Source organism: Vibrio sp. A11 (genome assembly GCF_013048705.1).
GTDB classification, from domain to species: Bacteria; Pseudomonadota; Gammaproteobacteria; order Enterobacterales; family Vibrionaceae; genus Vibrio; species Vibrio metschnikovii.
On record NZ_VHSI01000017.1, the window covers coordinates 39,711 to 65,451 of the forward strand.

Genomic DNA, 25,741 nt, shown 5'->3' on the forward strand with positions numbered 1-25,741 from the left:
CAATTCTTATCGCTTTTTTCGATTAACTTAATCTATTTAATTCGCTTTTTTCTATGCTACATGGTGTACTATAGTTTGTCTCGTTTAAATGGACTTGATAAAACATGCTGTTTTATCAAGCATTAACCATCATCTTAGGAGCAAAAAAATGGTACTCGTAGGTCGTCAAGCCCCTGATTTTACTGCTGCAGCTGTTCTTGGTAACGGTGAAATCGTTGAAAACTTCAACTTTGCACAGTTTACAAAAGGTAAGAAAGCCGTTGTTTTCTTCTACCCTCTTGATTTCACTTTCGTTTGTCCTTCAGAGCTTATCGCTTTTGACAAGCGTTTTGAAGATTTCCAAGCTAAAGGCGTTGAAGTGATCGGTATTTCTATCGATTCACAATTCTCACACAACGCATGGCGTAATACTCCGGTAGAAAACGGCGGTATCGGCCAAGTTAAATACCCATTGGTTGCAGATATCAAGCACGAAATCGTTAAAGCTTACGATGTCGAGCATCCAGAAGCGGGTGTTGCATTCCGTGGTTCATTCCTGATTGATGAAGAAGGCCTAGTTCGTCACCAAGTGGTTAACGATCTGCCTCTTGGTCGTAACATCGATGAAATGCTACGTATGGTAGATGCGCTTAACTTCCACCAAAAGCACGGTGAAGTTTGCCCTGCGCAATGGGAAGAAGGTAAAGCAGGCATGAAAGCCTCTAGTGAAGGCGTAGCTGCATTCCTATCTGAGCATGCTGGTGAGCTAGGTAAGAAATAAGTTAATAGGCCACTACCGGCCTATTAATGGCTCGCGCTCAACTCGAGCCACACGGATAAAGGTTGGACACAATAAAAAGCGTTTAACGCATAAGCCAATCAGTCATAAGTAAAGTCATCAAAGCCCAAAGCCACTGGTTTTGGGCTTTTTTCATTCATGCCATCCTCAATAAACGCCAATTCCTAGGCACTCTAAATCACTCACTCACACTATTTAAGGAAAGGTAAAAAGCTTAACTTTACCTCTATTTCAGACCTTAGGTTAACAGACGCTATCGCGGCAGACTGATAAAATCAGCATCAACAACTCAAACCGTTTAAGTGAGAGATCATCATGAATTATGAACTTGAAGTCTGCATTGATAATATCGAATCGCTGCATTATGCCATTCAAGGAGGCGCGACGCGTATCGAACTTTGCTCAGCGTTAGCGTTAGGAGGGCTAACCCCCAGCTATGGCATGATGAAGCAAAGTGCTCGCCTATCAACCATTCCGGTGTATGCCATGATACGCCCACGCCAAGGCGATTTTTTGTATGACCACGATGACATCGCCATGATGTTAGATGACATTGATGCTGCAGCCGAAGCTAAGCTCCAAGGTGTCGTCATTGGGGCCTTAACCGCACAGGGGGAGATAGACGAATCACAGGTCAAGCAACTGGTTACCCGTGCTCAGCAACATGGTTTAGGTGTGACGTTCCATCGAGCAATTGATCAATGTCGGGATTTTCGTCAGGCGCTTGAACTCTTAATTGATTTAGGATGTGAGCGAGTACTTACCTCAGGACAAGCACCTCAAGTAGAACAAGGTATCTCTACATTGGCAGACATGGTCTCCCTTGCCAAAGGCAGAATTCGCATTATGGCAGGTGCAGGATTAACCGCGAATAATGTGACGCGGATTATTCAACAAACTGGGGTACAGGAAGTCCACTTATCAGGTAAAAGCGTACGGCCCAGTCACATGCAGCTCAAATCCGCTGCCGCAAAAATGGGCCAAGCGGACGTGGATGATTTTATGATCCCGGTAACGAATCCAACCGCGATTGCTCAAGTCGCTGAACTATTGAGGGGCTTGGTTTAGCGCAACGCATCGTCTATCGATTGTTTGCCTAAGTGACGAACATCTTTACCTTTTACAAAGTAAATAATGTATTCACAAATATTTTGGCAGCGATCACCGACCCGTTCAATAGCACGAGCCGACCACATCACTTGCAAAATGTGCGGTATATTTTTCGGGTCTTCCATCATATAGGTCATTAACTGACGGATCACCGCTTCGTATTCTTGGTCTAATTTATCATCTTGTTTATGCAAAGCCGCCGCCGCGACCACATCCATGCGAGCAAAAGCATCTAAGACTTGATGCAGCATGGCGATAGCTTGACGGCAGAGTGGCTCTAATGAGACTTGAAAGCGACGTTCTTTATCGGCAGGGCTTTCTATTACGATATAGGCCATTTTAGTCGCGACGTCACCAATGCGTTCTAAATCGGTAATGGTTTTAATGATGGCCATAATCAAACGCAAATCTTTGGCCGTCGGCTGGCGCTTAGCGATGATTCGCGTGCACGCTTCATCGATTGACACTTCCATTTCATTGACTTGATGGTCATCTCGAACCACTTTGCGTGCTAGCTCGATATCTTCTTTGTGCAGCGCCTGCATCGCCAAAGAGAGTTGCTGTTCCACCAACCCTCCCATGGTCAGTACATGGGTTCGAATCGATTCAAGTTCGACATTAAATTGTCCTGAAATATGTCGGCCTAACTGCATCATGCCATCCTATTTTTTGCTATTTGATTAGCCATATCGACCAGTAATGTAGTCTTCGGTCTGTTTTTTCAATGGAGAAGTAAAAATAGAATCTGTATCTGCATATTCGATCAACTTTCCCATATGAATAAAAGCCGTATGGTCACTGACTCGTGCCGCTTGCTGCATATTGTGCGTCACTATCACCACGGTATATTGTTTTTTTAACTCATGAATCAATTCTTCAATGGTTAAGGTTGAAATAGGGTCCAACGCAGAGGTAGGTTCATCCAACAACAATACCTCGGGTTCAATCGCTATCGCTCTCGCAATAACCAAGCGTTGCTGCTGTCCACCGGATAATCCAAATGCATTTTCGTGCAAACGATGTTTTACCTCATCCCACAAGGCCGCCGCTCGTAATGAATACTCTGCCGCGTCATCGAGTGTCCGACTGTTTTTTATACCTTGTAAGCGTAGACCATAGACCACATTCTCATAAATGGATTTAGGAAAAGGATTGGGGCGCTGAAAGACCATCCCGACTCGGCGTCGCAACGTCGGCACATCGACATCACTGTCATAGACATTTTTACCATGCAATTTCACAGCGCCTTCAACTCGACAACCATCGACTAAATCGTTCATTCGATTAATACAGCGTAATAACGTCGACTTACCACAACCTGAAGGACCAATAAATGCCGTCACCTGCCCTTTGGGAATACGCATCGAAATTCCATTTAAAGCACGAGTCTGTTGGTAATACAAACTGAGTTCTTCAATAGTAATCGCGGTTTGCTGATCCGTTAAATGATGAACATCTAAGGGAGGCTGATAACCTAATGTTTGCTCAACAGAAAACATATTTAATCTTGTCCTAAGGTTCGGTATTTTTCACGCAAGTTATTGCGAATATGAATGGCGGTTAAGTTCAACATCACGACCACGGTCACCAGTAAAAAGGCCGTGGCATACACTAAGGGGCGAGCAGCTTCAATATTGGTGGTTTGAAAACCAACATCGTAAATGTGAAATCCCAAATGCATAAACTTGCGCTCTAGATGTACAAAAGGAAACTCGCTATCGACAGGTAAATTCGAGGCTAGCTTAACTGCACCGACTAACATCAAAGGAGCCACTTCGCCAGCGGCGCGAGCAATCGCAAGAATCAGCCCAGTAATCATCGCTGGACTGGCCATCGGCAGCACTATCCGCCAAATGGTTTCAAACTGCGTTGCCCCTAACGCTAATGAACCATAACGCACTGATGGCGGAATGCGTGTTAACCCCTCTTCGGTGGTCACGATCACCACCGGTAAGGTAAGCACCGCTAACGTTAATGCCGCCCACAATAATCCCGGCGTACCAAAGGTGGGGGCTGGTAAACTATCGGCATAAAACACATTATCAATACTTGCGCCAATCGTATACACAAAAAAGCCCAGCCCAAATACCCCATAAACAATCGATGGCACACCCGCTAGGTTGATCACCGCAACGCGAATTAAACGCGTAAAAGCATTGTCTTTGGCATATTCATGAAGGTAAACCGCAGCAATAACACCCAGTGGCATCACAATCACCGACATGATCAATACCAACAATACGGTGCCAAAAATGGCGGGAAAGACCCCACCTTCAGAATTCGAGTCGCGAGGCGAGTCGGATAAAAAATCCCACAAATGCTTCAGCCAGCGAATCACTTTCTCGGCATGGGTCATTTCATTGGGATACCAATAATCGAGCACCTGACTCATTGGGATACCAATCATATCACCAGCCATATCTTGCAATAAGAGTCGCTGATCATCCAATATTGCCCTTAAGCTTTCTAATCGTTGCTCAGCTTCGGCCAGCTCACTCACCCATTGCTGCTCTTTTTGCTGGCGCTCTGTACGCTGGTTAGGGGTTTGTTTTAAAGAACTGGGATCTGAGAGACGAAGCGTCGTTAACTGATGAGCCAGTTCACGAATGCGCGGTCGAACTTGCTGCTCGATCTCCGCTCTTATCTGCTGAGTCTGCCCAAAAACGGTTGCTAACCACTGAGAGGGACTTAAAGGCTGCTCTTGACTGATGAGTGTCGATTCAAAACCAATCGGCTTACCATAAAACTGCCCGTCATGGGTTCGTTGCAAGACGACCCAACCATGAGCAAGGGTCGCCGGTGACAATTTAATATCAAGAATCGACAAAAAATCAGCCTGATAAATGTCTCGATTAGCCACCTTAATGTTTAATCGTTGCACGTGGCCTTGCGCAATCGCGTCTTCAGGTAGGCTTATTCCCATCTCAAGAAGATGATTGACCGTCACCTTTTCTCGAGCATAGAGCTGCCCAACTAAAGTATGACCATCTTCAGTTTGCCATTGATAGAGCGGCGCTGGCCAAAAATAAATTAATCCTTTCCAGCCAATTAATAACAATAAGCCTAATACTGAGATCAAACTGATGCTAACGGCGCCAGCCGTTAGCCAAATCCAAGGAGAGCCAGATTGAAATTGCTGGGTCAGTTTCATTTACGTGCTCCCGATTATAATGAACGATATTTGGCGCGTAAGCGCTGACGCACCCACTCAGCAAAGGAGTTAACGATAAAAGTAAAGACAAACAACAATAACGCCGCTAAAAACAGCACTCGATAATGAGAGCTCCCCACCGCAGACTCAGGTAGTTCAATCGCAATATTGGCTGAAATGGTGCGCATGCCTTGTAAAATATTCCAATCGAGAATAGGCGTATTCCCTGTTGCCATCAGTACGATCATGGTTTCGCCAACGGCTCGCCCCAACCCCATCATGATTGCCGAAAAAATTCCTGGGCTGGCGGTCAATAACACGACGTGGGTTAAGGTTTGCCATCCAGTCGCCCCAAGAGCCAATGAACCATCCGATAAATGCTTCGGAACCGAGAAAATCGCATCTTCAGCAATGGTAAAAATCGTTGGGATCACGGCAAATCCCATCGCAATCCCCACAATTAACGCATTACGCTGATCAAAACCAATGCCTCTTTGATCCAAAAAGAGCAGTACATCTCCGGCAAACAAGACTTGTTCGATGAGATGACTAAAAGAGAGCGTCAATGCCATGATAACGATCATTAATGGCACTAAGATCAGTGCTTGCCAACCGGAAATGTCATACCCCAAATAACGTTTAGGTAACCAAGACCAGATAACACCAATGATTAACGTCGAGATGGGTAAACCGATTAAAAGTGTGACTACCGCTGCTAAATTGTTTTCTACGATAGGTGCAAACCATAGCCCAGCGAGAAAGCCAATGATCACCGTCGGAAGCGCCTCCATCAATTCAATGGTCGGCTTCACCACTCGACGCATCGCGGGTTTCATAAAATAAGCGGTATAAATAGCGGCAAACACCGCTATCGGCACGGCAAATAGCATGGCATAGAAAGCCGCTTTCAATGTACCAAACGCAATCGGCACTAAACTTAATTTAGGTTCAAACTGCTCATTCGCCGCGGTTGACTGCCACACAAACTGCGGCTCTGGATAGCCTTCATACCAGACTTTTTTCCATAGTGCCGAAAAGGAAATCTCAGGATGAGGATTATCCAATTCAATGACCTGAACGATTCCATCGTCCCAAGTGGCAATATAACGCTCGTTATTCGACATCACCGCTAGCGTCGGCGCTTTAGGAAAAACCCGCTCAAACAACACCAGCTTTTCACTGGTGGTATAATGACTTTGTAGCGTGCCATTAGGATAAAAAGTATAAAAACCTTTACGCTGAGTATCCGTGAGCAAAAGCTGAATAGACGGTGCCAGCTGAAAATCACGAATCGACTGCAACTGGCGTTGACCTTGCTGTAAAACATCAAACCATTGGCTAACAACGCCATTCTCGTAAGTAATCAGCAGCGAGTAAGCGCCGGATAACAAGGTCATATTCGTTACTAAACGCTGCGGCTGACCGCGACTAAGATCCACTTGTTCACGCAGACGATACGCTTCACCATCACGCTGAATAACCGCCAATTGCGAGCCGGTACGTAAGTAAATCGTCTGGCCATCTGGAGTAATAAGCAGTTGATCCAGTTGCGCGTACCGAGTCGGTAATACCGTTTCTGCCATGGCTAAAGGCGCTTGTCGCGCCAGCCAACGAATCATTACCCGTTGGTCAGCCAAATAACTGACCGTATAAAGATAGTCAGCCGTTAGCGCAAAGTTGAACTGCTCAATCACCGCTTCCTCTGGTGCTGCAACCAGCGTAGATTCGGTGCTTAATGACTCCAGCACAGGGGTAAACTCTCGTCGCTGTTGAGTTATTGAATAATCAAACCGAGGACGAAAAAGATGCACCTGATGCGCAGCATCCAAAACCGCATACCACCCGTCTTGTGCCGTACTGGCTTCTATTTTAACAGGAACAAAAGACAAAGGCTGTCGCCATAACGGCTGATCACTCGGTTGCTTTAGCGCCCAAAATTCCGCTTCACCATATTGATCGACCACGAACAGATGCTCACCATAATCATCCATCGCCAGTACCTGAGGCTGCACAGAAGAAATCGGCTGTTTAGCAAAGTTGGCATCAAGCTTGGCATCTGCAAAAAGTGGTAGGGTGACCAACGCCAAATAAACAAAAATTAAAATCAGAGCCGCTAAGACTCCAACCCCACCACAGGTTACCGCAAAGCGAACGCAACGATCTTTCAAGCGTCGTTTATGATCTCGTTGCTGTAATGAAAATTCACTGTGGGGCATCAATTCACTCTATCCTTGTTATCTTGAGGGGGCGGCCGAGCTTAGAAAGCGGTAGTGACCAACAGCACGGAGAGTAAGAATAAGATCGCGAGCGCAAGAAGCGCATCAGAATAACCAGCCGCTTAACTATGTGAAGCGTTTCATACTTTATGGTGCTACAGGGTATACTATTTCAAATACGTGACGGTTATATTACAGCGCAGATAAGCAACTGAAAACAAAACCACTCTATATCAACTCAATTTGTAATAATTATGTCATATCATCGCTTTAGTTTGCACAATGATCATTGCGATTGGCTTATCTACAAATAACGTCGATCGTCAGATAGACGGCAGTCCGTCGCCATGAGTATAGATAAACGATGTGATTGAGATGACGTAAATTATAAACTAGGCAACAGATAAGCATGGCGGAAACCGACGCATCATCTCGTCAAGGTTTTCGAGCTTAAGCAAAAGAAAGGAATCCATGAGTACCGAAAAGTTGTACATCGACAAAGAATTAAGTTGGCTTTCGTTTAATGAGCGTGTGTTGCAAGAAGCGGCAGATAAAACGGTACCATTGATTGAAAGAATTCGTTTTTTAGGTATTTTTTCTAATAACTTAGATGAATTCTATAAAGTCCGTTTTGCCGATGTCAAACGGCGAATTTTAATCAACCGTGAACAAGGCGTAAAAGATAGCTCCAAGCATCTACTGAGTAAAATGCAGAGCAAAGCGTTTAAACTGAACCAAGATTTTGATCGTCTATACAGTGAATTGATTGTCGAAATGGCCCGGCGGCGGATTTTTTTAGTCAATGAGACCCAACTCGATCCCTTACAGCAAAAGTGGATCAGTAAATATTTTCATAAAGAGGTGTTACCCCATATTACTCCGCTATTGCTGCGTGATGATATTGATGTATTGCAATTTCTTAAAGATGAGTACGCTTACATTGCCGTTGAGCTTAAAAAAGACCAGCAATCAAGCTATGCCCTGCTCGAGATCCCAACCGATCACTTACCTCGCTTTGTCATGTTACCTGAGCAAAAAGGCAAAGGACGCAAGACCATTATTTTGCTCGATAATATTATTCGTTACTGTTTAGATGATATTTTCCGTGGCTTTTTTGATTACGACACGCTTCACGGCTACGCAATAAAAATGACTCGAGATGCAGAGTACGATTTACGCCGCGAAGTTGAGTACAGTTTACTCGAACAATTATCAGAAGGCTTAAGTCAGCGACTGACCGCGATGCCCGTGCGTTTTATCTACGAACATGATATGCCTGAAGCCATGCTGACGTTTTTATGTGAAAAACTCAAAATTTCTTATTATGATAGTCTGCTTCCCGGTGGTCGTTATCACAACTTTAAAGACTTTATCGCGTTTCCCAATGTTGGGCGCGATTACTTAGAAAACCGTACATTACCACCTCTCAAATGTGCTGATTTCGATGGTTACTTAAACGCGTTTGATGCCATTCGTAGCCAAGACATCTTACTCCACTACCCTTACCATCGCTTTGAGCATATCACCGAGTTAGTGCGCCAAGCCTCGTTTGATCCCAAAGTGATCAGTATTAAAATCAACATTTATCGGGTAGCTAAAAACTCTAAATTGATGAATTCGTTGATCGATGCAGTGCATAACGGTAAACGTGTCGTCGTGGTCGTCGAGCTGCAAGCGCGTTTTGATGAAGAAGCCAATATCGAATGGTCCCGGATCCTCACTGAAGCGGGCGTTGACGTGATTTTTGGTATCCCAGGAATGAAAATTCATGCCAAGTTACTGTTGATTACTCGTCGAGAAGAGAGTGAATTAGTGCGCTATGCACATATTGGTACCGGGAATTTCCATGAAAAAACCGCACGGATTTATACTGACTTTTCTTTACTCACCGCCGATCATGAACTCACCAATGAAGTGCGTAGTGTGTTTGCGTATATTGAAAATCCATTTCGCCCGATTAAATTTACTCACTTACTGGTTTCACCGCGAAATAGCCGTACCCAGTTGTATCGGTTAATTGATAGTGAAATTGCCAATGCCCGTAACGGTAAGAAGGCTGAAATCATGGTTAAAGTGAATAATTTGGTTGATAAAGGATTGATCAATAAACTCTATGGTGCGAGCAGCGCGGGCGTTAAAATAAAAATGATCATTCGCGGTATGTGTTCATTAGTTCCCGGTGTTGCAGGAGTCAGTGATAACATTAGTATTATTAGTATTGTTGATCGTTTCTTAGAGCATCCACGAGTACTGATCACCCATAACGATGGCGACCCTTTAGTCTATATCTCTTCGGCTGACTGGATGACACGTAACCTCGATCATCGGATTGAAGTAACCACACCCATTCGTAGCCCACGTTTAAAACAACGGATCATCGATATCATTAATCTCCAGTTTACCGATACCGTCAAAGCTCGAGTTATCGATAAAGAGATGAGTAACCGTTACGTCAAACGCGGCAATCGGAAAAAAATACGTTCACAATTGGCTATTTACGACTACCTTAAACAAATAGAAAAAGAAACACGCAAACCCAAAGGAAACCTTGAGCCACATGAAAACCCACTCTGAGATCTCTTCTCCAGACAGTAGCGAATCGACCAGCCGAGAAATCGCGGCGATTGATCTTGGCTCAAATAGCTTCCATATGGTGGTCGCAAAAGTCGTTGAACAAGATTTACAACTGATCAGCCGCCATAAACAACGGGTGCATTTGGCATTAGGCTTAGATGAACAAAAAAATCTGGATCACGCCTCCATTGAGCGAGGGTTAGCCTGTTTAGCCATGTTTGCCGAGCGGCTCCAAGGGTTCAAAGTCGAGAATGTCCGTATCGCGGCCACCCACACCTTACGTCAAGCTAATAACGCTCACCTTTTCTTACAACGAGCGTTAGAGGTGATGCCTTTTCCTATCGAAATTATTCCTGGCAGTGAAGAGGCGCGATTGATTTATCTTGGTGTAGCTCATACTCAACCGCAAGCAGACTCTATGCTGGTCGTCGATATTGGCGGTGGAAGTACGGAGCTGATCATCGGTAAAGGCTTTGAAGCTGAATTGGTTAACAGCAAACAGATGGGCTGTGTCAGTTACACTGAACGCTTTTTTACCAATGATAAACTGTCCAAGAAAAAGTTTGCTCAAGCGATTTTATCGGCGGAACAAAAACTCGAGTCCATGGCCAGTAAATATCGTAAAAAAGGCTGGCAGCGTGCGTTTGGCTCATCCGGTACCGTCAAAGCTATCCATGAAGTATTGATTGGCTTAGGCTACGACGATGGCGTGATCACCCAAGAACGGCTACATAAATTAGTCGATAAGCTGTGTGAGTCTAATCAAATTGCGGATATTCAATTAACCGGACTGACTGATGATCGTAAACCGGTCTTTCCTGCCGGAGTTGCCATCTTAACCGGTGTCTTTAATGCATTAAAGATCAAGGAAATGCATTTTTCCGATGGCGCATTGCGCGAAGGCTTACTGTATGAAATGGAAGATAGGTTCAAGTACGACGATGTCCGTTTACGCACGACAGAAAACTTAGCGGTCAAACACTTCGTTGATTTAGAGCACGCGGCAAAAGTTAAGGGCTACGCTAAAGAGTTTTTGAGTCAAGTTAATGACGAATTAGGACTCAAAGCCAACAGTGATTTATTTGCGCTACTAGAATGGGCTGCGCTACTCCACGAAGTTGGCCTTAGCATCAGCTTACAAGCCTTTCATCGTCACTCCGCTTACATCTTACAGCACACCAATATGCCAGGGTTTAACAGTGAACAACAAAGGGTGCTCGCCACGCTGGTTCGCTTTCAACGTAAAGCTCTTAAGCTTGGTGAAATGAGCGATTTCTATCTCTATAAGAAAAAACACATCATCGGCCTTATCCGCGTGTTACGGTTAGCGATTGTCCTAAATGGACAGCGCAATGATGATCCACTTCCCGAGATTCGCTTAAGTGCCAAAGAAGATCGGTGGCAATTAACATGCAGTGATCCGGCTTGGCTTGAAAACAACAAACTGCTGCACATCGATTTACTCAGTGAACAAGCCTATTGGCATAAAGTTGGTTGGACGTTAACGTTTTAAATCAAGCGGGTCAAAGCCTAGATTTTACTGCTGGCATGCGCGGTAAACACGGATCACTGAATCCCCACTTTGGCCAATTCTTGCTGCGCGACCTCAGCAGAAATGGCTAAGTAACCTTCTTTGCTAACCAGATCTTGTCCCTGCTTAGAAAAGATAAAACGCACAAATTCTCTTTCCAGCGGCATTAATGGCCGCCCTGGGTGTTTGTTAACGTACAAATACAGATAACGAGATAAAGGGTATTCACCAGACAAAATATTATCGTGTGAGGGATAAACGTAATCTCGTCCTTGGCGAGCAATCGGGACCAGTTTCACTCCAGAAACACGATAGCCTACCCCAGAATAGCCTAATGCATTAATCGATGAAGCGACCGACTGCACCACAGAGGCTGAACCCGGCTGTTGATTGACATGGGCTTTAAAATCACCGCCACACAACGCGGTTTGCTTAAAATAGCCGTACGTTCCCGATACCGAATTACGTCCAAACAACTGCATGCGTCGCTGTGCCCACGAGTAATCTAGACCTAATTGTGACCAACGGTTGATCGATTCTGTGGCTCCGCAACGTAACGTTACTGAAAAAATCTGATCGAGCTCGGTAAAATTCAACCCCTCGATGGGATTATCTCGATGAGCAAACACACCAATCGCATCAATCGCAATCCGTAACTCAGTCGGCTTGTAGCCATGGGTGCGTTCAAACGCTTCAATCTCACGTAGACGCATTGGTCGACTCATCGGTCCAAATTGCGCTGTTTCTTCCGTTAAGGCTGGAGGTGCCGTCGATGAGCCTGATGCTTGTACTTGAGCATTAACATTAGGATACAGCTCATTAAACGCTTCTGCCCAAAGTGTTGTCAGCCCGGCAAGAGTATCCGAGCCCACAGAAAGGACACTCCCCGATATACCCGGTACGCGATGATAATCGGTGAGTGATTGCGCTGCTCCTGAACTGAACGGAAAACTCGCCATCATCACCATCAACCAACGTCTTAATTGCATTTCACCACCAAACGTTTCGGTAACACAAACGAGAAACAGCTCCCAACGCCAACCTCACTGCGAATATCTAAATGGCTATCGTGATGGGAAAGCGCATGTTTGACAATCGCCAACCCCAGACCACTACCACCGGTATCGCGTGATCGCGCTTTATCCACTCGATAAAAACGCTCGGTTAAGCGATGCAAATGCTGAGCCGCAATCCCTTCACCACGGTCTTCCACTTCAAACAACGCCCCTTGTTCAGTATTTTGCCAGCGAACCTGAATCTCTGCGCCCGCTGGGGTATATTTCACGGCGTTATAAACTAAATTAGAAATAGCGCTACGCAGTTGGTCTTCATCGGCTAAGACTTTAAGCTGTTTATCCACAGTAAAACGAATCTGATGAGCCTGTTCACCACTTAAACTTAACGCTTCTTTTTCTAACACCTCAAGCATCGCTGGGACATCAACTTCTTCATCCAACTCATGAATGGGCGAAGCCTCAATTTTCGATAAGGTGAGCAATTGATTAACTAAACTCGACATCCGATTCAACTGCTCGGTCATCACTCCGTGGGCTTTCGGCCACATTGGACCGAGTAGCAGATCTGGGTCTTCCGTCATTTCTAAGTAACCTTGCAGTACCGTCATTGGCGTGCGTAACTCATGCGATACATTAGCAAAAAAGTTTCGTCTCATGCCTTCAAGCTGCTTCACCTGAGTCACATCACGTACGACCATTAAATGTTCACCTTCGGTATACGGCACGATACGTAGCTCTAAAGATCGCTCAACATTCAATGGCGAGTGCATGGTCAACGGTTCTGAAAAATCATTTTTCTGCAGATAATTGATAAAACCTGGCGTGCGGATCAAATTGGAAATCGGCTGTCCAGCATCATCGGGCCAACGAAATCCCAACAAATGCTGCGCTAAGCGGTTGCACCACACAATATTGCCTTCTGCACGAAACACCACCACCGCATCAGGTAACGATTCTGCACCATTACGAAAACGGCGAATTAAATTGGTGAGCTCTTTGCGCTTTTTGCGTTGCCGCTGCTGCAAACGATAAATACCATTAAACAGCGACTCCCAATTCCCTGAACCAGAAGGGGGTGTTAAGCGCTTTTCATCCCACAACCAAGCCGAAAATCGCACTTGATTATGCAAATGCCAAACCAGCTGTAATGCCGTTGCCGCTAACAGCAACCAAGGCATATGCCCAAATACCCAGCCAACAATCAGCCAGGGAAGGTAAAAAAAAGCCAGCTCCCAGGCCAGCTTTTTCCAAGTTAATCGTTCAACCATAATACTCCACAACGGGCCGACTTAAGCTTTGGTTGAAAACCGGTAGCCAGCGCCACGCACGGTTTGAATCAGCTTATCATGCCCGGCATCTTCTAAAGCTTTACGCAAGCGGCGAATGTGCACATCCACCGTACGATCTTCAACATAGACATTGGTGCCCCAGATGTTATTCAGCAGTTGCTCTCGACTGTATACGCGCTCTTGGTGAGTCATAAAAAAGTGCAGCATCTTAAACTCGGTCGGTCCCATCTCTAGCGCCATATCATCAGCGGTCACTCGGTGAGACACCGGATCCAATTTTAAACCTTGCACATCAATGACATCTTCTAATGAGGTAGGAGTAACACGGCGAATAACCGCTTTTAAACGCGCAATCAACTCTTTCGGTGAAAACGGTTTGGTAATGTAATCATCCGCTCCTACTTCTAAACCACGAACTTTATCTTCTTCTTCACCCCGAGCGGTCAGCATGACAACCGGAATGTTACGTGTTAACTCTTCACGTTTCATGTGTTTGATAAAGTTAATCCCGCTACCGCCGGGTAGCATCCAATCGAGCAGAACAAGATCGGGGAAAGGTTCAGCGAGCTTAGTCACCGCGCTATCATAATCTTCAGCTTCCACTGCTTGATAGCCTTTTTGTTCAAGCACAAAACACAACATTTCACGAATGGGTGCTTCATCCTCAACAACCAGAATCCTTCTAGACATAATTGAATAACCTTTGTTATTAATCAACGCTATGCATTATGGGAAATGATTATGACACTTTTGTGACCTTTGCAAACTAATTTTCATATAAAGTTCACGCTTGTGTACGGTTTACGAGATGATTAGCATGACCAAACTCCGCTAACCAATCGTCATTTCGTGTCGTAAGAGTATAAGACATTAATCGTCAATTCCCCTATCATAGACGAATTGTGAACAACCAAAAGAAGCGCACTATGTGGTTTAAAAATTGTATGGTGTATCGCGTCAATCGTGATATTCCCTTTAATGCGGATCAACTGGAAACTCAACTAACGGAATTTCGTTTTAGCCCTTGCTCTAGTCAAGACAAACAGAAGTTTGGCTGGGTGCATGCCCTTGGTAAACATGGCGATATGATGACGCACGTTAGTGATGGACGAATACTGATTTGCGCCAAAAAAGAAGAAAAAATGCTCCCAGCGTCGGTGATCAAAGAGTCTTTGAATGCCAAAGTCGACACCATTGAGACGCAAGAAGGTCGACCACTCAAGAAAAAAGAGAAAGAGACCTTAAAAGAAGAAGTCATGATTGATTTGCTGCCGCGAGCCTTCACTCGTAGCCATTATACCTACGTACTCATCATGCCTAAAGAAGGGTTAATTCTGGTCGATGCTAGCAGCTATAAAAAAGCCGAAGATGTTCTGGCTCTGCTGCGCAAAACCATGGGCAGCTTACCCGTTGTACCAGCAATTCCTGAAGTCGCGGTCGAAACCACATTGACTCAATGGGTCAAGGATGGCAACGTACCACAAGGCTTTACGCTCTTAGAAGAAGCAGAGTTAAAATCCACCTTAGAAGATGGCGCAACCATCCGTTGTAAAAAGCAAGAGCTGACCAGTGATGAAATCATCAGTCATATTGCCGCTAATAAAGTGGTGACTAAGTTAGCGCTCAACTGGCAAGAGCGGATCAGTTTTATTCTGGCCGACGATTGCAGCTTAAAGCGTTTGGTATTTAGTGATGAGCTCAAAGATCAAAACGAAGATATTCCAAGAGAAGACCAAGCGGCGCGATTCGATGCGGATTTATCGTTAATGTGTGGTGAATTTTCTGCTCTATTACCTAACTTATTTGATGTATTAGGCGGCTTACCGTCAAACGACGCCTAACGGCCTATTCAGGCTGGTATCTCCAGCCTGAATCCTTTCTCTTCATCCTTCCACGACAAGACCAAGACGCCAAGGGATAATAACCTGAAAAAGAGTATGGTCACCGCTTACCTTTTGACGTAAAATTTGCGCCCTTTCCAATACCATGAGGTGGTATTGGCCTGACTTGAAATCAGATTGAGAAGCTAATAATGAGTACAACATCCCCTTTCGTTCCTGAGCTACTGTCACCTGCCGGTAGTCTAAAAAATATGCGTTATGCCTTTGCTTACGGCGCAGATGCTGTTTATGCCGGCCAACCGCGTTACAGCCTACGCGTACGTAATAACGAGTTTAACCACGAAAATCTGCAAATCGGCATTAACGAAGCGCATGCACTGGGTAAAAAATTCTATGTGGTGTGTAATATTCAGCCACACAACTCAAAATTAAAAACCTTTATTCGCGATCTAAAACCGGTTATCGACATGGGACCGGATGCATTAATTATGTCCGATCCCGGCCTGATCATGATGGTACGTGAAGCGTTTCCTGAGATGGCGATTCATTTGTCAGTACAAGCTAATGCGGTTAACTGGGCAACGGTTAAGTTTTGGTCAACCCAAGGTGTCGAACGCGTAATATTATCTCGCGAGCTGTCACTAGAAGAGATCGAAGAAATTCGCCAACAATGCCCAGAGACTGAGCTAGAAATCTTTGTTCATGGCGCACTGTGCATGGCCTATTCGGGCCGCTGTTTATTATCAGGCTACATGAATAAACGAGACCCGAACCAAGGTACTTGCACCAACGCTTGCCGTTGGGAGTACAAAGTTGAAAAAGGCCAAGAAGATGCCTCAGGGCAAATTGTCGAACAGTTCGATCCAAGCGCCGCCCAAGCGATTGAAGTACAAACAGAGCGTCCCGATAACACCTTAGGATTAGGTAAACCGATTGATGATGTCGTGCTGTTGTCTGAAAGCCACCGCCCTGAAGAAAAAATGGCCGCGTTTGAAGATGAACATGGTACCTATATCATGAACTCAAAAGACTTACGCGCCGTTCAGCACGTTGAACGTTTAACCAAAATGGGCGTTCACTCGCTCAAAATTGAAGGTCGTACTAAGTCATTCTATTACTGCGCCCGAACGGCTCAAGTTTATCGTAAAGCGATTGATGATGCCGTCGCTGGCAGACCGTTTGATGACAGCCTAATGGGCACCTTAGAAAGCCTCGCGCATCGCGGCTATACCGAAGGTTTCCTACGTCGTCATACTCATGATAGCTACCAAAACTATGACTATGGTTACTCTGTCTCCGATAGTCAGCAATTTGTCGGTGAGTTTACCGGTAAACGCCGTGGTGATTTAGTTGAAGTGGAAGTGAAGAACAAGTTCTGTGTCGGTGACAGTCTTGAGTTGATGACCCCTAAAGGCAATATCATTTTTACTCTTGAAATGATGGAAAACCGCAAGTCGCAAGTTATTGATGATGCAAAAGGTAATGGACACTTCGTGTTTATTCCTATGCCTGAAGACTTAGATCTTGAGTACGCGTTATTAATGCGTAACCTCAATGCCGGTCAAGATACTCGCAACCCAACAGGCAAATAATCATGGCACTATTGATCACAGACAAATGCACCAACTGTGATATGTGTGAACCAGAGTGTCCAAACGGCGCCATTTCGATGGGTGAATACGTTTATGAGATTAACCCAGATTTATGTACCGAGTGCAAAGGACACTATGATCAACCGACCTGTCAGTCGGTGTGTCCGATCAATAACTGTATTATTACGGATCCTCAACACATTGAAAGCGAAGAACAACTGCTAGAAAAATTTGTTATCCTTCAAGGATTAGCTTAGCTATTTTTTTAGTGGTTGCTTGATAAAAAAATCCGCCAGTGAAGGCGGATTTTTATTACTGATTAATTCAACTTATTTACTTAGCGACGGCGACGGAACCACCCTGCCAAGCCGATTAACATCAATCCAAACAAGCCCGCGCTTCCTGCTGAACCGCCAGTACGGTCATACTCAGGGATAACGCGCTCTGGTTGTAGCCCTTGTTGACGACGAACTTCAACTGGGAAGCTAACACGGCTATTGTCTACTACCTGATTAGCTTCACCACGAACTAAATGCATATGTAATGCATAATCGTCACCAGCAGGGATACCAAACAAGCTAACGTCTACGACTTGTTGACCATCTTTACTTAGCGTTGGCTGTGGAATACGAGCCAGTTGTGGTTCACGTAAACCATCGAACTGAATCATTACTTTATCGCCTTCTTTAGCTGTTTCAGGCATTAATAAAGGCACATCAATTCGGCTGTTGTTGATGGTTAATAGTACCGGACGCTGCTGACCACGTAAACTTTCACGTTCTGCCACTTTATAATCAAGAACCAGCAACACTGGATCATGATCCGATGAGCGATAATGAGTTACCGTCATTTGACCATTATTATTATGGTGGAAGTTCTGCCAATGACTACCTTTATGTGGACGGCCATTATTTTGCTTACTGTAATCAAACAGAGGTGATTCGATACTATTAATGCGCCAGTCTATGGCATCAACCAATCGATTACGCAATGATGGCGAGATTAACGCATGGTCAAGTGAACCTAACTCATCGTTAAACGAATAACCCCAGCTCTTTGGACGCTCAAATTTAACGTCTTTATAAGGCACAGCATTGATATAACCAAAAGTACGGTCAATACGTTTACCACTTAAATCGCTAAATTGCGGACGATCACCAATATAAGTATAACGGCCGGCATGAACAGCTTTACCCGTTAGGTTTTCAGTTAATACCAACATTGGGTCTTCCATCGCATACGAGTTTAAATCACCAAGAATAACTTTATCACCAGGAATTTTATCAAGCTGCTTACCAAGCTCATAAGCGGCGGCCACTCGGAAGTTCTCACATTGACCTTGGAAATCAGAATCAGGCAAGGAATCACCAGGACTGAAACTAGCAACATCTACTCCATCCCAATCATCAATACAGTTAGAACCTTTGGATTTTAGGTGGTTGGCAGAAACCGTTAACTGTTTACCTGTGTTATGCACCAAGAACGTCGCGGTTAGAGCATCGCGTTGGAAAGCACGGCCGCTACTTAGTGGACGTCCCTGGCTATCAATAAAGACCTCACCAGTTTTAGGATCGGTAATCGATGGCGCATTCTGATTTGGTAAACGAATAACTTGGCTATCCGTCAAGGTTACTCGGCTTGGGCGATAAATAATTGCGTTAGTAATGGCATCAGTACCAACATGGTCATGATGGTCAAACACTAGATCGTTATTCGAGTCAATCGCAATAAAGCTGTAACGATTTTGGATTGAATCGCGGTAAAAACGATGTGAATAACGATCGCGGGTGTACTTCTTGTTCAGCTCGTCTACTAGTTGAGCAATAGCAGAGCGAGTACCAAAGCCGTTATTTTCCATTTCTAACAAACCAACGATATCGGCATCCATACGATACAATGCTTCAACCACTTTCGCTTGCTGTAATTCGAACTCTTCCATATCAAACGCACCACGATTATTACCATGACGATTTGGATCGCCACCAAATGGTGAGTTGAAATAGTTAAGTACGTTTTTCGAACCCAAGACTAATGGGAAATGTCCTTGATCATGACGCTGATAACGATGCTGACCAATGCTATTTTGATTCCCATTTTCTGGAATCTTGTTTAATTTCAATGTTTCTAGCTTACCATCAACTTCAATTTTATACTCTGGATGGCTAGTACGTCGAATATCATTACGCTTGAAGTTCTTGCTCGTTACTGAAGTATCAGATTCAGGGATCACCAGACGATATTCATCACGGGTAAACACCAGCATACCTGTGATATCCATCACTGAGTCATTCACTAAGATGACATTCTGGTTCGGTTTATCTTTAAACGCTGGGAAATAAGGAATTTCCCCATCTCGAGCACTGCGATCGCTTTCAACAAATAGACGGCGGCGCTGATTCTCTTTAGCAGCTTCTTGAGACTCTTCACTACCGGCTACATGTAACTGGTTCGGCTGCATATTCACACGCTCATAAGCCAGTACCATATTTTGTCTAAACGAGCCAAAGTCAAAAGTAAAGGTGCGGCTGACACGCATATCTTGCTTGCCATCCTGATCAGGATTAACGTCATCAGGCAGCTTAATCAACATACCTTCGTGACGCTCTAGGGTACGGCTGAAATCTAACCGGCGCTCATCCCCCTCACCCACGTAATCACTGTCATTAATTTGCAGCGGAGTAATTCTGACCGGGTTATTCTCAGAAACAACATCATATTCACTAATAAAGTTATTTGGCACACCACTGGCAAGAAGACGAGTCATTCCCCAATATTCTTGTACATGCGCTTCAAAACAGATTTCTTTACCGATGAAATTAGGTGTCATACCCGATGTATCCATACGAACAAAGATACCATCTGAACCTTTTCCATCTCCCGCGTGTTTATCTTGTAAATAAACGCCGCGCCAATCTCCCACACCTTGAGAGTATTGGGCTATTACGCCTGTTACTTTATAAGGTTTAGAGCTCCAAAAACCATTGTCAACATAAGGGGACGATTCGCCTTCACCTTGTATTTGACGAATAGTCTTTCTATCCGCAGTAGACAGTTCACACACACCTGGTACTGGTTCAGGCTCTGGTAAATCAGCAGCATCTTCACCATATAAGGTGCGATCCCCTAGCCCATCATAAATAAAAGGTTGATATTCATGCCAATCTGTTGAACGCCACTCTTTTTGCGGGGTTGCATCTGGTAAACGATGCCAAGTTCGTTGGTATCCCCAACCATTGGTGCTATTATTTACACCAGGTACTAGTTGTACTATTCCCACCACATCATGAATATTAGCGACAGCCGTATCAGCATCCGTAGTCATTATTGGCGCAATAAAGACTTTATCATCGCCATTAAACGGTAAACTATGAGTCACCGTCATCGCATTTGGATCAAGCGCATTTTTTAGTTCATCAAGAGAGCCTCCATGATAAATCACCAATGACTGCCTAGGTGGTAAGGTACGGCCATTCAGTACGTTAGCTTGATTAAATAATGGATTTCCAGCATTGGTTGCCCCAACCGTATACAAAGCGGTGTTTTCAAATGTATGAGCAGTGGTATCACTGGTATTAAGAATCTCAATAGCCTTATTATTTCCCGACCCCATCACATAGCGGGAAATAACAATATCATTAATATCTGCCCACGCTGAAGCACTGAGAGTCAATGCAATCGAGGCAGTTAAGGTCTTTAATTTTATGTTCATTTATACTGTCCTTGTGAGCACATTAGAAGAAGACTGTCGCTTTGGCATAACTGCGATAATGCGAGTCACCAATATTGGCTTCAATTTCAATCACAGAAGAACGGGTAGGCTTATAGCGCACACCAACGGTTTGCCAAGTACGGCGTTTACCCCAGCTATCCCAACGATCAACATCGCCATCCCAAAATTCATCAAATTTGTCCCACTTTTGGTATTCTTCATAGTTCACTGAACCAATTAAATCCCATTGCGGAGTCAAACTGTATTGCAGGGAAACAAGACCACCATGGTTTTTCAGTTCTTGGTAATCATTGAATTGATAAACGGCTGGTTGGTCACCAACGGCTTCTTTGATTAGAGTGCGACGCTGAGCTTCATCTTGGTATTCAATAAAACCGTTAATGCCGAGCAAAATATCTGAAGTGATCGCGTAACGTAAGCCGATACCATATAAGGTTTTTTCACCCACTCGCGCTTCACCGCCAGAACCATTACGCTTTTCAGCGCCAAATACCACAGACAAAGGATCAGAGAAATAGCCCACATAGCCATTGACTGTGTTACCTAAAGGGGTACCAGAGGAACTTTCAGCACGATAACTGTAAGAGACACCGACACGGATCAAGTCAAAGTAGTGCCCTTCATACTTGATAGTACGAGATTGATCACCTGCTTCTTTTGTTTCCGCCCCACCTTCAATGGTTAAATCGCCAAAAGCATCATAATCATCAAAGGCAGTATCATTCAGGCCTATTTCAATATTATGTTGCGGAGAAATACGGTAACCCAGCCACACTTTATCTACTTCAGTGACCATCTCACCATTACCACCAGGCCAGTTTTCACGCAAATAATCCAACTCCAGACGATAGTGAATACCCCCGACCTGACCTTTGGCTCCTAATGTAGCAAAACTATCATCAATGAAGGATTCATCAGCATTAAATTGGTTAAATTTAGCTTTATTGCCAAAATAACCACCAACACCGACTTCACCAAACACATCCATATAATCACCATTATCCGCGGTATAAACACGAGCTGCATGGCCCGAAGCTGATAATGCTAAAAACACGGCGGACAGCGCTAAAGGTAACGCTGATTTTCGAGAAACTAATACTCGCATGCCATTTTCCTTGCTGTTGTTATATAACCCATTTATAGTGAGGTAAGTCACTTAATCATTAAAATTATACATAAAGCAACATTATGATTTTGTGACATGGCACGCGATGAATTTATTGATTTTAAGTAACTTTTCTATTGCTATAAAATAATCAATGTTAATACATAAGGTTACAAAAAAAACCGCCTTAAATAGCTTGAACAGGATTTGTTAAAGATTTGAGTTAGCTCTCAAAATCACACTATTCCGTAACTAATCGCAAACGTTTGCCATTGATTGAATTGGTTTTTATCAAGGAAAAAACGAAAAAAGGAGAGTTTAGTTCAATCAATGAAACGAAGTTCAAATAAAAAGCCCCTAGGGATAAACCTAGGGGCTAAAGCATGAAGAGTAGAGGTTAACGAAAAACTCGTTTAGGGATACATGCCTTTACCAAATAAATTAAAGACTCGCGCTACACCTTGGGTGAAGATCATCGGTTCAGTGAGAATGGCTAAACATAAGCAATCTTGCCCCGCATCGGTTTGTGGTGCGTGACAAATAGAAGCATCACGTTGGATAAAATCCCCCACCTCGTAATGGCCTTCTTCATCGCTAAATCCACCATGCAAAACCAAGGTAGATTCGATGCCTTTATGAGTATGTTGTGGCACACTCACTGCCTGATTAATGTACATTAAACTCATGCGCACTTTATCTTCACTATGTAAAGGAAGTGAATAAACCTTACCACCAAAATTGCGCCATTTAGTCTCGGCTGGGATCAAACGTCGCAGAGCAGCAGGAATCGCAATCGATTTACCATTAACCTCAATGGTCACCGGTAAAGATTCTGAGACCGATACTGGCGCACTTGGCACTGGGGTCGTAATAATCTCTGCCAGCATACCAGTCCAATCATCGGTCGATAACTCTTGCTCTAGCGCAGCCAGTTGCTCGCCTTGTTGCTCTTCAAATTGTTTAACCACTTGACGACAGTGAGCACACAACTCAAGATGAGTCGCCAGAGCGATTCCATGACAAGCATCAACATTGCCTTTGGCATACGCTTCAAGTAATGATAATTCTGGATGATAACTCATAACGGCTCCGCATCGATCGAGGTTCTTAGTTTTTCTACAGCTAACCGTAGACGTGATTTGACGGTCCCAAGAGGAATATCAAACATTTCCGCGACTTGTTGGTGCGGTAAATCTTCTAAATACACAGCTCTTACGACTTTTTGCTGTGATTCTGGTAGTAAATCAAGAAACTTAACCACTTGCTCTTTCAGTCTTTCATGCTCTGGCGAATAGTGGTCGATTAAATCTGGCGGACAATAATCGGTTGGCCAAATATCATCAGCAAGCACGTGCAACTCCCTTCCCTTTTGCTTACGCATTAAGTCGTAGCAGAGGTTACGTGCAATCGTGTAGACCCATGTTGACAGAGAGCTTTTCTGACTATCGAACAAATGCGATTTTTGCCATAACGCCGCCATCGTTTCTTGAACAATTTCCATCGCAACCTGCTCATTGCCTAACTGCTTAATCACAAACTGTTTAAGACGGGGAGAAAAAAAGTGGAACACGACACCAAAAGCGGCTTTATCCTGTTGCTGCACTTTTTCCATACAATCAGCCCAATCATCACGGGTAAAGGTTTGTGGATTTTGACTCGTCATAGGATACCTGTCCTTGCAAAACCTCGGCTTGAGATTTCTCCCCAATCACTCATATTACGTAAGTAAAGTCATCGTGGATCACTGACTGAGTAATGATGGAGATTTCAATACCTAGAGAAAGATTCATTATATACCCAAATGGCTGAGACAGGCAGAGTAGACTCGTGTTTGTCCTATGCGACTCTTATCCCTAAAAAGTTAAACGTGATTATTAAATCATCCACACAATAAAAGAAAGCGATAGCTTCACACTATCCCTGACCAGAACAATCATCATAGATTTCAATCGTCTGTGTAAGAAAAGACAATGCCGGATAACAGCTCTCATGATCGACCAAGCCCTCCCACTGAGCTTTTGATAAGGGGAGAATCTCCAACCAACGCTGAGCGACCCAACTCGCATCATCAAAAAAACGATGTGAATACAGTTGCCCCACTTGCGGAAACTGTTGGTAAATTTGCTGTAACTGCTCACTCAATAATAAGTGGTGGTCAGACAAAGGTGTGGTGGGCCAGTTAGTTAACCAACGGACGGTAGCTTTGCGTAACCCATCCGATTCACTGCGTACTTGTTCAATAAAAAAACGTTTAATGCCAACAACGGTGACCCCTAATAAACCATCGTCTACGGTTTCAAAATCAACAATCTTAACCCAAGTACCGAGGTACGAAAGCTGGTGACGTTTGTCTGCAGATTTATTATCCAATAAACAGACACCAAATCCGCTATTGGCTTTGCTGCATTCCGCAATCATTCGTTTGTATCTAGGTTCAAAAATGCGTAACTTCATTTTACCTTCCGGCAGTACAACCGAACTCAATGGAAAAAGCATAATTTCTTGCATTATTCCTCCCTCTATTTTTACTGATGCTTCTCCTGTTTACGAAATAGACAGTTAAGGGATCACTTACCGACTTTGTTGCTTTTGTGAGTGGTTTAATCCTTCCGATAATAACAAGCCAAGATCGCATTAATAATGCAAAAAAAATGAAAAAACACATTCTGGTTAATAAAAAAAAACAAAATAGTGTGACAGAAGTCAACATAACTGAGTTTTTCGCACTTTATTTCACTTTTAATTAAGAGATATATCGCTATTATGCCCAGCAATTAGCAAGGACAACATTCAGCCTTGTAAGTTCACTCAACAAAGAGAGTTCCCCTATGCGTAAATCACTTTTAGCTCTTGGCCTCATGGCTGCTACTTCTGCTCCTGTTATTGCTGCTGACTATTCTGACGGCGATATTCATAAAAACGATTATAAATGGATGCAGTTTAACTTGATGGGGGCATTCGACGAACTGCCAGGCAAATCAAGCCACGATTACTTAGAGATGGAATTTGGTGGTCGCTCAGGTATTTTTGACCTGTATGGTTATGTCGACGTATTCAATCTTGCTAGTAAATCAAACAGCGATAAAGCTGGCGCTCCAAAAATCTTTATGAAATTTGCGCCACGTATGTCTCTCGATGGATTAGCGGGTAAAGATCTCTCTTTTGGCCCAGTACAAGAGCTTTACATTGCTTCTCTATTTGAATGGGATGGAACTGATTACAAAACTAATCAATACTCTGTAAATAACCAAAAAATCGGTCTTGGTTCTGATGTGATGGTGCCATGGCTAGGTAAAGTTGGCGTTAACCTTTATGCAACTTATCAAGGTAATCAAAAAGATTGGAACGGTTTCCAAATTTCAACTAACTGGTTTAAACCTTTCTACTTTTTTGAAAATGGCTCATTTGTCTCTTACCAAGGTTACATTGATTACCAATTTGGCATGAAAGAGGAATATTCATCTTCAAGCAATGGTGGAGCAATGTTTAACGGTATTTACTGGCATTCCGATCGCTTCGCGGTTGGTTACGGTCTAAAAGGCTATAAAACTATTTATGGACTTGAAGATGGTGGCTTTGCGGGTAAAACGACTGGCTTTAGCCACTACGTAGCCGTCACCTACAAATTCTAATCATTTATTATTCAGCAAAAGGGAGAAGCACTGGCTTCTCCCTTTTTTATTTGTGCGCCGAGCATGGCGTTGATCTAGGAGGTGAAAGTCCTCTACGGGCTCAGTCGAGCGGGAACCGTTAGCCTATGCAAGGGTGTTCATCGTGAGGTGAAATCTGAAGGAAGCAAATGGCAAAA

At 44.0% G+C, this 25,741-nt stretch carries 20 protein-coding genes; 8 read left to right on the top strand and 12 right to left on the bottom strand.

The window, feature by feature from the left end:
- The first annotated feature begins 148 nt into the window (after positions 1-148).
- Positions 149-760 carry a peroxiredoxin C gene (locus tag FKQ60_RS14960; protein WP_170906687.1) on the top strand — a complete coding sequence of 204 codons (612 nt, stop codon included), beginning with the start codon at positions 149-151 and terminating at the stop codon, positions 758-760.
- Positions 761-1,093: 333 nt separating this feature from the next.
- Positions 1,094-1,846, top strand: coding sequence for a copper homeostasis protein CutC (locus tag FKQ60_RS14965; protein WP_170906688.1), 753 nt, complete (start codon positions 1,094-1,096; stop codon positions 1,844-1,846).
- Here FKQ60_RS14965 and phoU read toward each other — a convergent pair.
- The 4 genes from phoU to FKQ60_RS14985 are packed head-to-tail and all read right to left on the bottom strand — an operon-like array spanning position 1,843 to position 7,255.
- A complete protein-coding gene (phoU, locus tag FKQ60_RS14970) occupies positions 1,843-2,541 on the bottom strand; it encodes a phosphate signaling complex protein PhoU (protein ID WP_170906689.1) in 699 nt (232 codons plus the stop codon). The two genes, FKQ60_RS14965 and phoU, sit on opposite strands and share 4 nt — an antisense overlap.
- A gap of 27 nt (positions 2,542-2,568) precedes the next feature.
- Positions 2,569-3,387, bottom strand: coding sequence for a phosphate ABC transporter ATP-binding protein PstB (gene pstB / locus FKQ60_RS14975; protein ID WP_004395863.1), 819 nt, complete (start codon positions 3,385-3,387; stop codon positions 2,569-2,571).
- Between the two features lie 2 nt (positions 3,388-3,389).
- The gene (pstA, locus tag FKQ60_RS14980; protein WP_170906694.1) at positions 3,390-5,033 is read right to left on the bottom strand and encodes a phosphate ABC transporter permease PstA; all 1,644 of its coding nucleotides are present in this window, start codon (positions 5,031-5,033) and stop codon (positions 3,390-3,392) included.
- Between the two features lie 20 nt (positions 5,034-5,053).
- Positions 5,054-7,255, bottom strand: coding sequence for an ABC transporter permease subunit (locus tag FKQ60_RS14985; RefSeq protein WP_170906690.1), 2,202 nt, complete (start codon positions 7,253-7,255; stop codon positions 5,054-5,056).
- Positions 7,256-7,726: 471 nt separating this feature from the next.
- Between FKQ60_RS14985 and ppk1 the strand changes: the two genes are divergently transcribed.
- Together ppk1 and ppx are read left to right on the top strand one after the other, a co-directional pair.
- Positions 7,727-9,829 (top strand): polyphosphate kinase 1, encoded by a 2,103-nt coding sequence (gene ppk1, locus FKQ60_RS14990; RefSeq protein WP_170905239.1) that lies wholly within the window; start codon positions 7,727-7,729, stop codon positions 9,827-9,829.
- Complete coding sequence (gene ppx / locus FKQ60_RS14995) at positions 9,813-11,342, top strand: exopolyphosphatase (RefSeq protein ID WP_170905238.1); 1,530 nt, start codon at positions 9,813-9,815, stop codon at positions 11,340-11,342. Before ppk1 ends, ppx begins: the two co-directional genes overlap by 17 nt.
- A gap of 53 nt (positions 11,343-11,395) precedes the next feature.
- Here ppx and FKQ60_RS15000 read toward each other — a convergent pair whose 3' ends face one another.
- From FKQ60_RS15000 to phoB, 3 genes are read right to left on the bottom strand one after another with little or no spacing between them, the layout of a single operon-like run.
- Positions 11,396-12,328, bottom strand: a complete 933-nt coding sequence (locus tag FKQ60_RS15000; RefSeq protein ID WP_249374180.1) for a phosphate ABC transporter substrate-binding protein — start codon at positions 12,326-12,328, stop codon at positions 11,396-11,398.
- An 11-nt stretch (positions 12,329-12,339) separates the two neighbouring features.
- Positions 12,340-13,644 carry a phosphate regulon sensor histidine kinase PhoR gene (phoR, locus tag FKQ60_RS15005; protein WP_154169011.1) on the bottom strand — a complete coding sequence of 435 codons (1,305 nt, stop codon included), beginning with the start codon at positions 13,642-13,644 and terminating at the stop codon, positions 12,340-12,342.
- 21 nt (positions 13,645-13,665) lie between these two features.
- Positions 13,666-14,355 (bottom strand): phosphate regulon transcriptional regulator PhoB, encoded by a 690-nt coding sequence (gene phoB / locus FKQ60_RS15010; protein WP_158137929.1) that lies wholly within the window; start codon positions 14,353-14,355, stop codon positions 13,666-13,668.
- A gap of 236 nt (positions 14,356-14,591) precedes the next feature.
- On the opposite strand from phoB, the gene rdgC reads away from it, so the two are divergent.
- The 3 genes from rdgC (at position 14,592) to FKQ60_RS15025 (ending at position 17,355) form a co-directional block, all read left to right on the top strand.
- Complete coding sequence (rdgC, locus tag FKQ60_RS15015; protein ID WP_158144209.1) at positions 14,592-15,506, top strand: recombination-associated protein RdgC; 915 nt, start codon at positions 14,592-14,594, stop codon at positions 15,504-15,506.
- A 191-nt stretch (positions 15,507-15,697) separates the two neighbouring features.
- Entirely contained in the window at positions 15,698-17,098 is a 1,401-nt protein-coding gene (yegQ, locus tag FKQ60_RS15020) for a tRNA 5-hydroxyuridine modification protein YegQ (protein WP_170906691.1), read from the top strand.
- A 2-nt stretch (positions 17,099-17,100) separates the two neighbouring features.
- Positions 17,101-17,355, top strand: a complete 255-nt coding sequence (locus FKQ60_RS15025; protein WP_040904656.1) for a YfhL family 4Fe-4S dicluster ferredoxin — start codon at positions 17,101-17,103, stop codon at positions 17,353-17,355.
- A gap of 80 nt (positions 17,356-17,435) precedes the next feature.
- Here FKQ60_RS15025 and FKQ60_RS15030 read toward each other — a convergent pair whose 3' ends face one another.
- From FKQ60_RS15030 to FKQ60_RS15050, 5 genes are all read right to left on the bottom strand, one after another.
- A complete protein-coding gene (locus FKQ60_RS15030) occupies positions 17,436-20,807 on the bottom strand; it encodes an ExeM/NucH family extracellular endonuclease (RefSeq protein WP_170906692.1) in 3,372 nt (1,123 codons plus the stop codon).
- 22 nt (positions 20,808-20,829) lie between these two features.
- On the bottom strand, positions 20,830-21,933 hold the full coding sequence (locus FKQ60_RS15035) for a porin (RefSeq protein ID WP_154169019.1): 1,104 nt from the start codon (positions 21,931-21,933) through the stop codon (positions 20,830-20,832).
- A gap of 413 nt (positions 21,934-22,346) precedes the next feature.
- A complete protein-coding gene (locus FKQ60_RS15040) occupies positions 22,347-23,015 on the bottom strand; it encodes a ChrR family anti-sigma-E factor (RefSeq protein ID WP_004395878.1) in 669 nt (222 codons plus the stop codon).
- Positions 23,012-23,596, bottom strand: a complete 585-nt coding sequence (locus FKQ60_RS15045; protein ID WP_004395879.1) for an RNA polymerase sigma factor — start codon at positions 23,594-23,596, stop codon at positions 23,012-23,014. The genes FKQ60_RS15040 and FKQ60_RS15045 overlap by 4 nt, the downstream gene beginning before the upstream one ends.
- Before the next feature lie 251 nt (positions 23,597-23,847).
- Positions 23,848-24,441 (bottom strand): LON peptidase substrate-binding domain-containing protein, encoded by a 594-nt coding sequence (locus tag FKQ60_RS15050; protein ID WP_004395880.1) that lies wholly within the window; start codon positions 24,439-24,441, stop codon positions 23,848-23,850.
- Positions 24,442-24,761: 320 nt separating this feature from the next.
- On the opposite strand from FKQ60_RS15050, the gene FKQ60_RS15055 reads away from it, so the two are divergent.
- On the top strand, positions 24,762-25,565 hold the full coding sequence (locus FKQ60_RS15055; RefSeq protein WP_170906693.1) for an outer membrane protein OmpK: 804 nt from the start codon (positions 24,762-24,764) through the stop codon (positions 25,563-25,565).
- Positions 25,566-25,741: the final 176 nt, after the last annotated feature.

Coding starts and splice junctions, on each gene's coding strand:
- FKQ60_RS15030 (WP_170906692.1), bottom strand. CDS start 20,807: ATGAACATAAAATTAAAGACCTTAACTGCCTCGATTGCATTGACTCTC.
- FKQ60_RS15050 (WP_004395880.1), bottom strand. CDS start 24,441: ATGCAAGAAATTATGCTTTTTCCATTGAGTTCGGTTGTACTGCCGGAA.
- phoU (WP_170906689.1), bottom strand. CDS start 2,541: ATGCAGTTAGGCCGACATATTTCAGGACAATTTAATGTCGAACTTGAA.
- FKQ60_RS15025 (WP_040904656.1), top strand. CDS start 17,101: ATGGCACTATTGATCACAGACAAATGCACCAACTGTGATATGTGTGAA.
- phoB (WP_158137929.1), bottom strand. CDS start 14,355: ATGTCTAGAAGGATTCTGGTTGTTGAGGATGAAGCACCCATTCGTGAA.
- FKQ60_RS14965 (WP_170906688.1), top strand. CDS start 1,094: ATGAATTATGAACTTGAAGTCTGCATTGATAATATCGAATCGCTGCAT.
- ppk1 (WP_170905239.1), top strand. CDS start 7,727: ATGAGTACCGAAAAGTTGTACATCGACAAAGAATTAAGTTGGCTTTCG.
- FKQ60_RS15040 (WP_004395878.1), bottom strand. CDS start 23,015: ATGAGTTATCATCCAGAATTATCATTACTTGAAGCGTATGCCAAAGGC.
- rdgC (WP_158144209.1), top strand. CDS start 14,592: ATGTGGTTTAAAAATTGTATGGTGTATCGCGTCAATCGTGATATTCCC.
- FKQ60_RS15045 (WP_004395879.1), bottom strand. CDS start 23,596: ATGACGAGTCAAAATCCACAAACCTTTACCCGTGATGATTGGGCTGAT.
- FKQ60_RS15000 (WP_249374180.1), bottom strand. CDS start 12,328: ATGGTGATGATGGCGAGTTTTCCGTTCAGTTCAGGAGCAGCGCAATCA.
- ppx (WP_170905238.1), top strand. CDS start 9,813: ATGAAAACCCACTCTGAGATCTCTTCTCCAGACAGTAGCGAATCGACC.
- pstB (WP_004395863.1), bottom strand. CDS start 3,387: ATGTTTTCTGTTGAGCAAACATTAGGTTATCAGCCTCCCTTAGATGTT.
- yegQ (WP_170906691.1), top strand. CDS start 15,698: ATGAGTACAACATCCCCTTTCGTTCCTGAGCTACTGTCACCTGCCGGT.
- FKQ60_RS14985 (WP_170906690.1), bottom strand. CDS start 7,255: ATGCCCCACAGTGAATTTTCATTACAGCAACGAGATCATAAACGACGC.
- phoR (WP_154169011.1), bottom strand. CDS start 13,644: ATGGTTGAACGATTAACTTGGAAAAAGCTGGCCTGGGAGCTGGCTTTT.
- FKQ60_RS15055 (WP_170906693.1), top strand. CDS start 24,762: ATGCGTAAATCACTTTTAGCTCTTGGCCTCATGGCTGCTACTTCTGCT.
- FKQ60_RS14960 (WP_170906687.1), top strand. CDS start 149: ATGGTACTCGTAGGTCGTCAAGCCCCTGATTTTACTGCTGCAGCTGTT.
- FKQ60_RS15035 (WP_154169019.1), bottom strand. CDS start 21,933: ATGCGAGTATTAGTTTCTCGAAAATCAGCGTTACCTTTAGCGCTGTCC.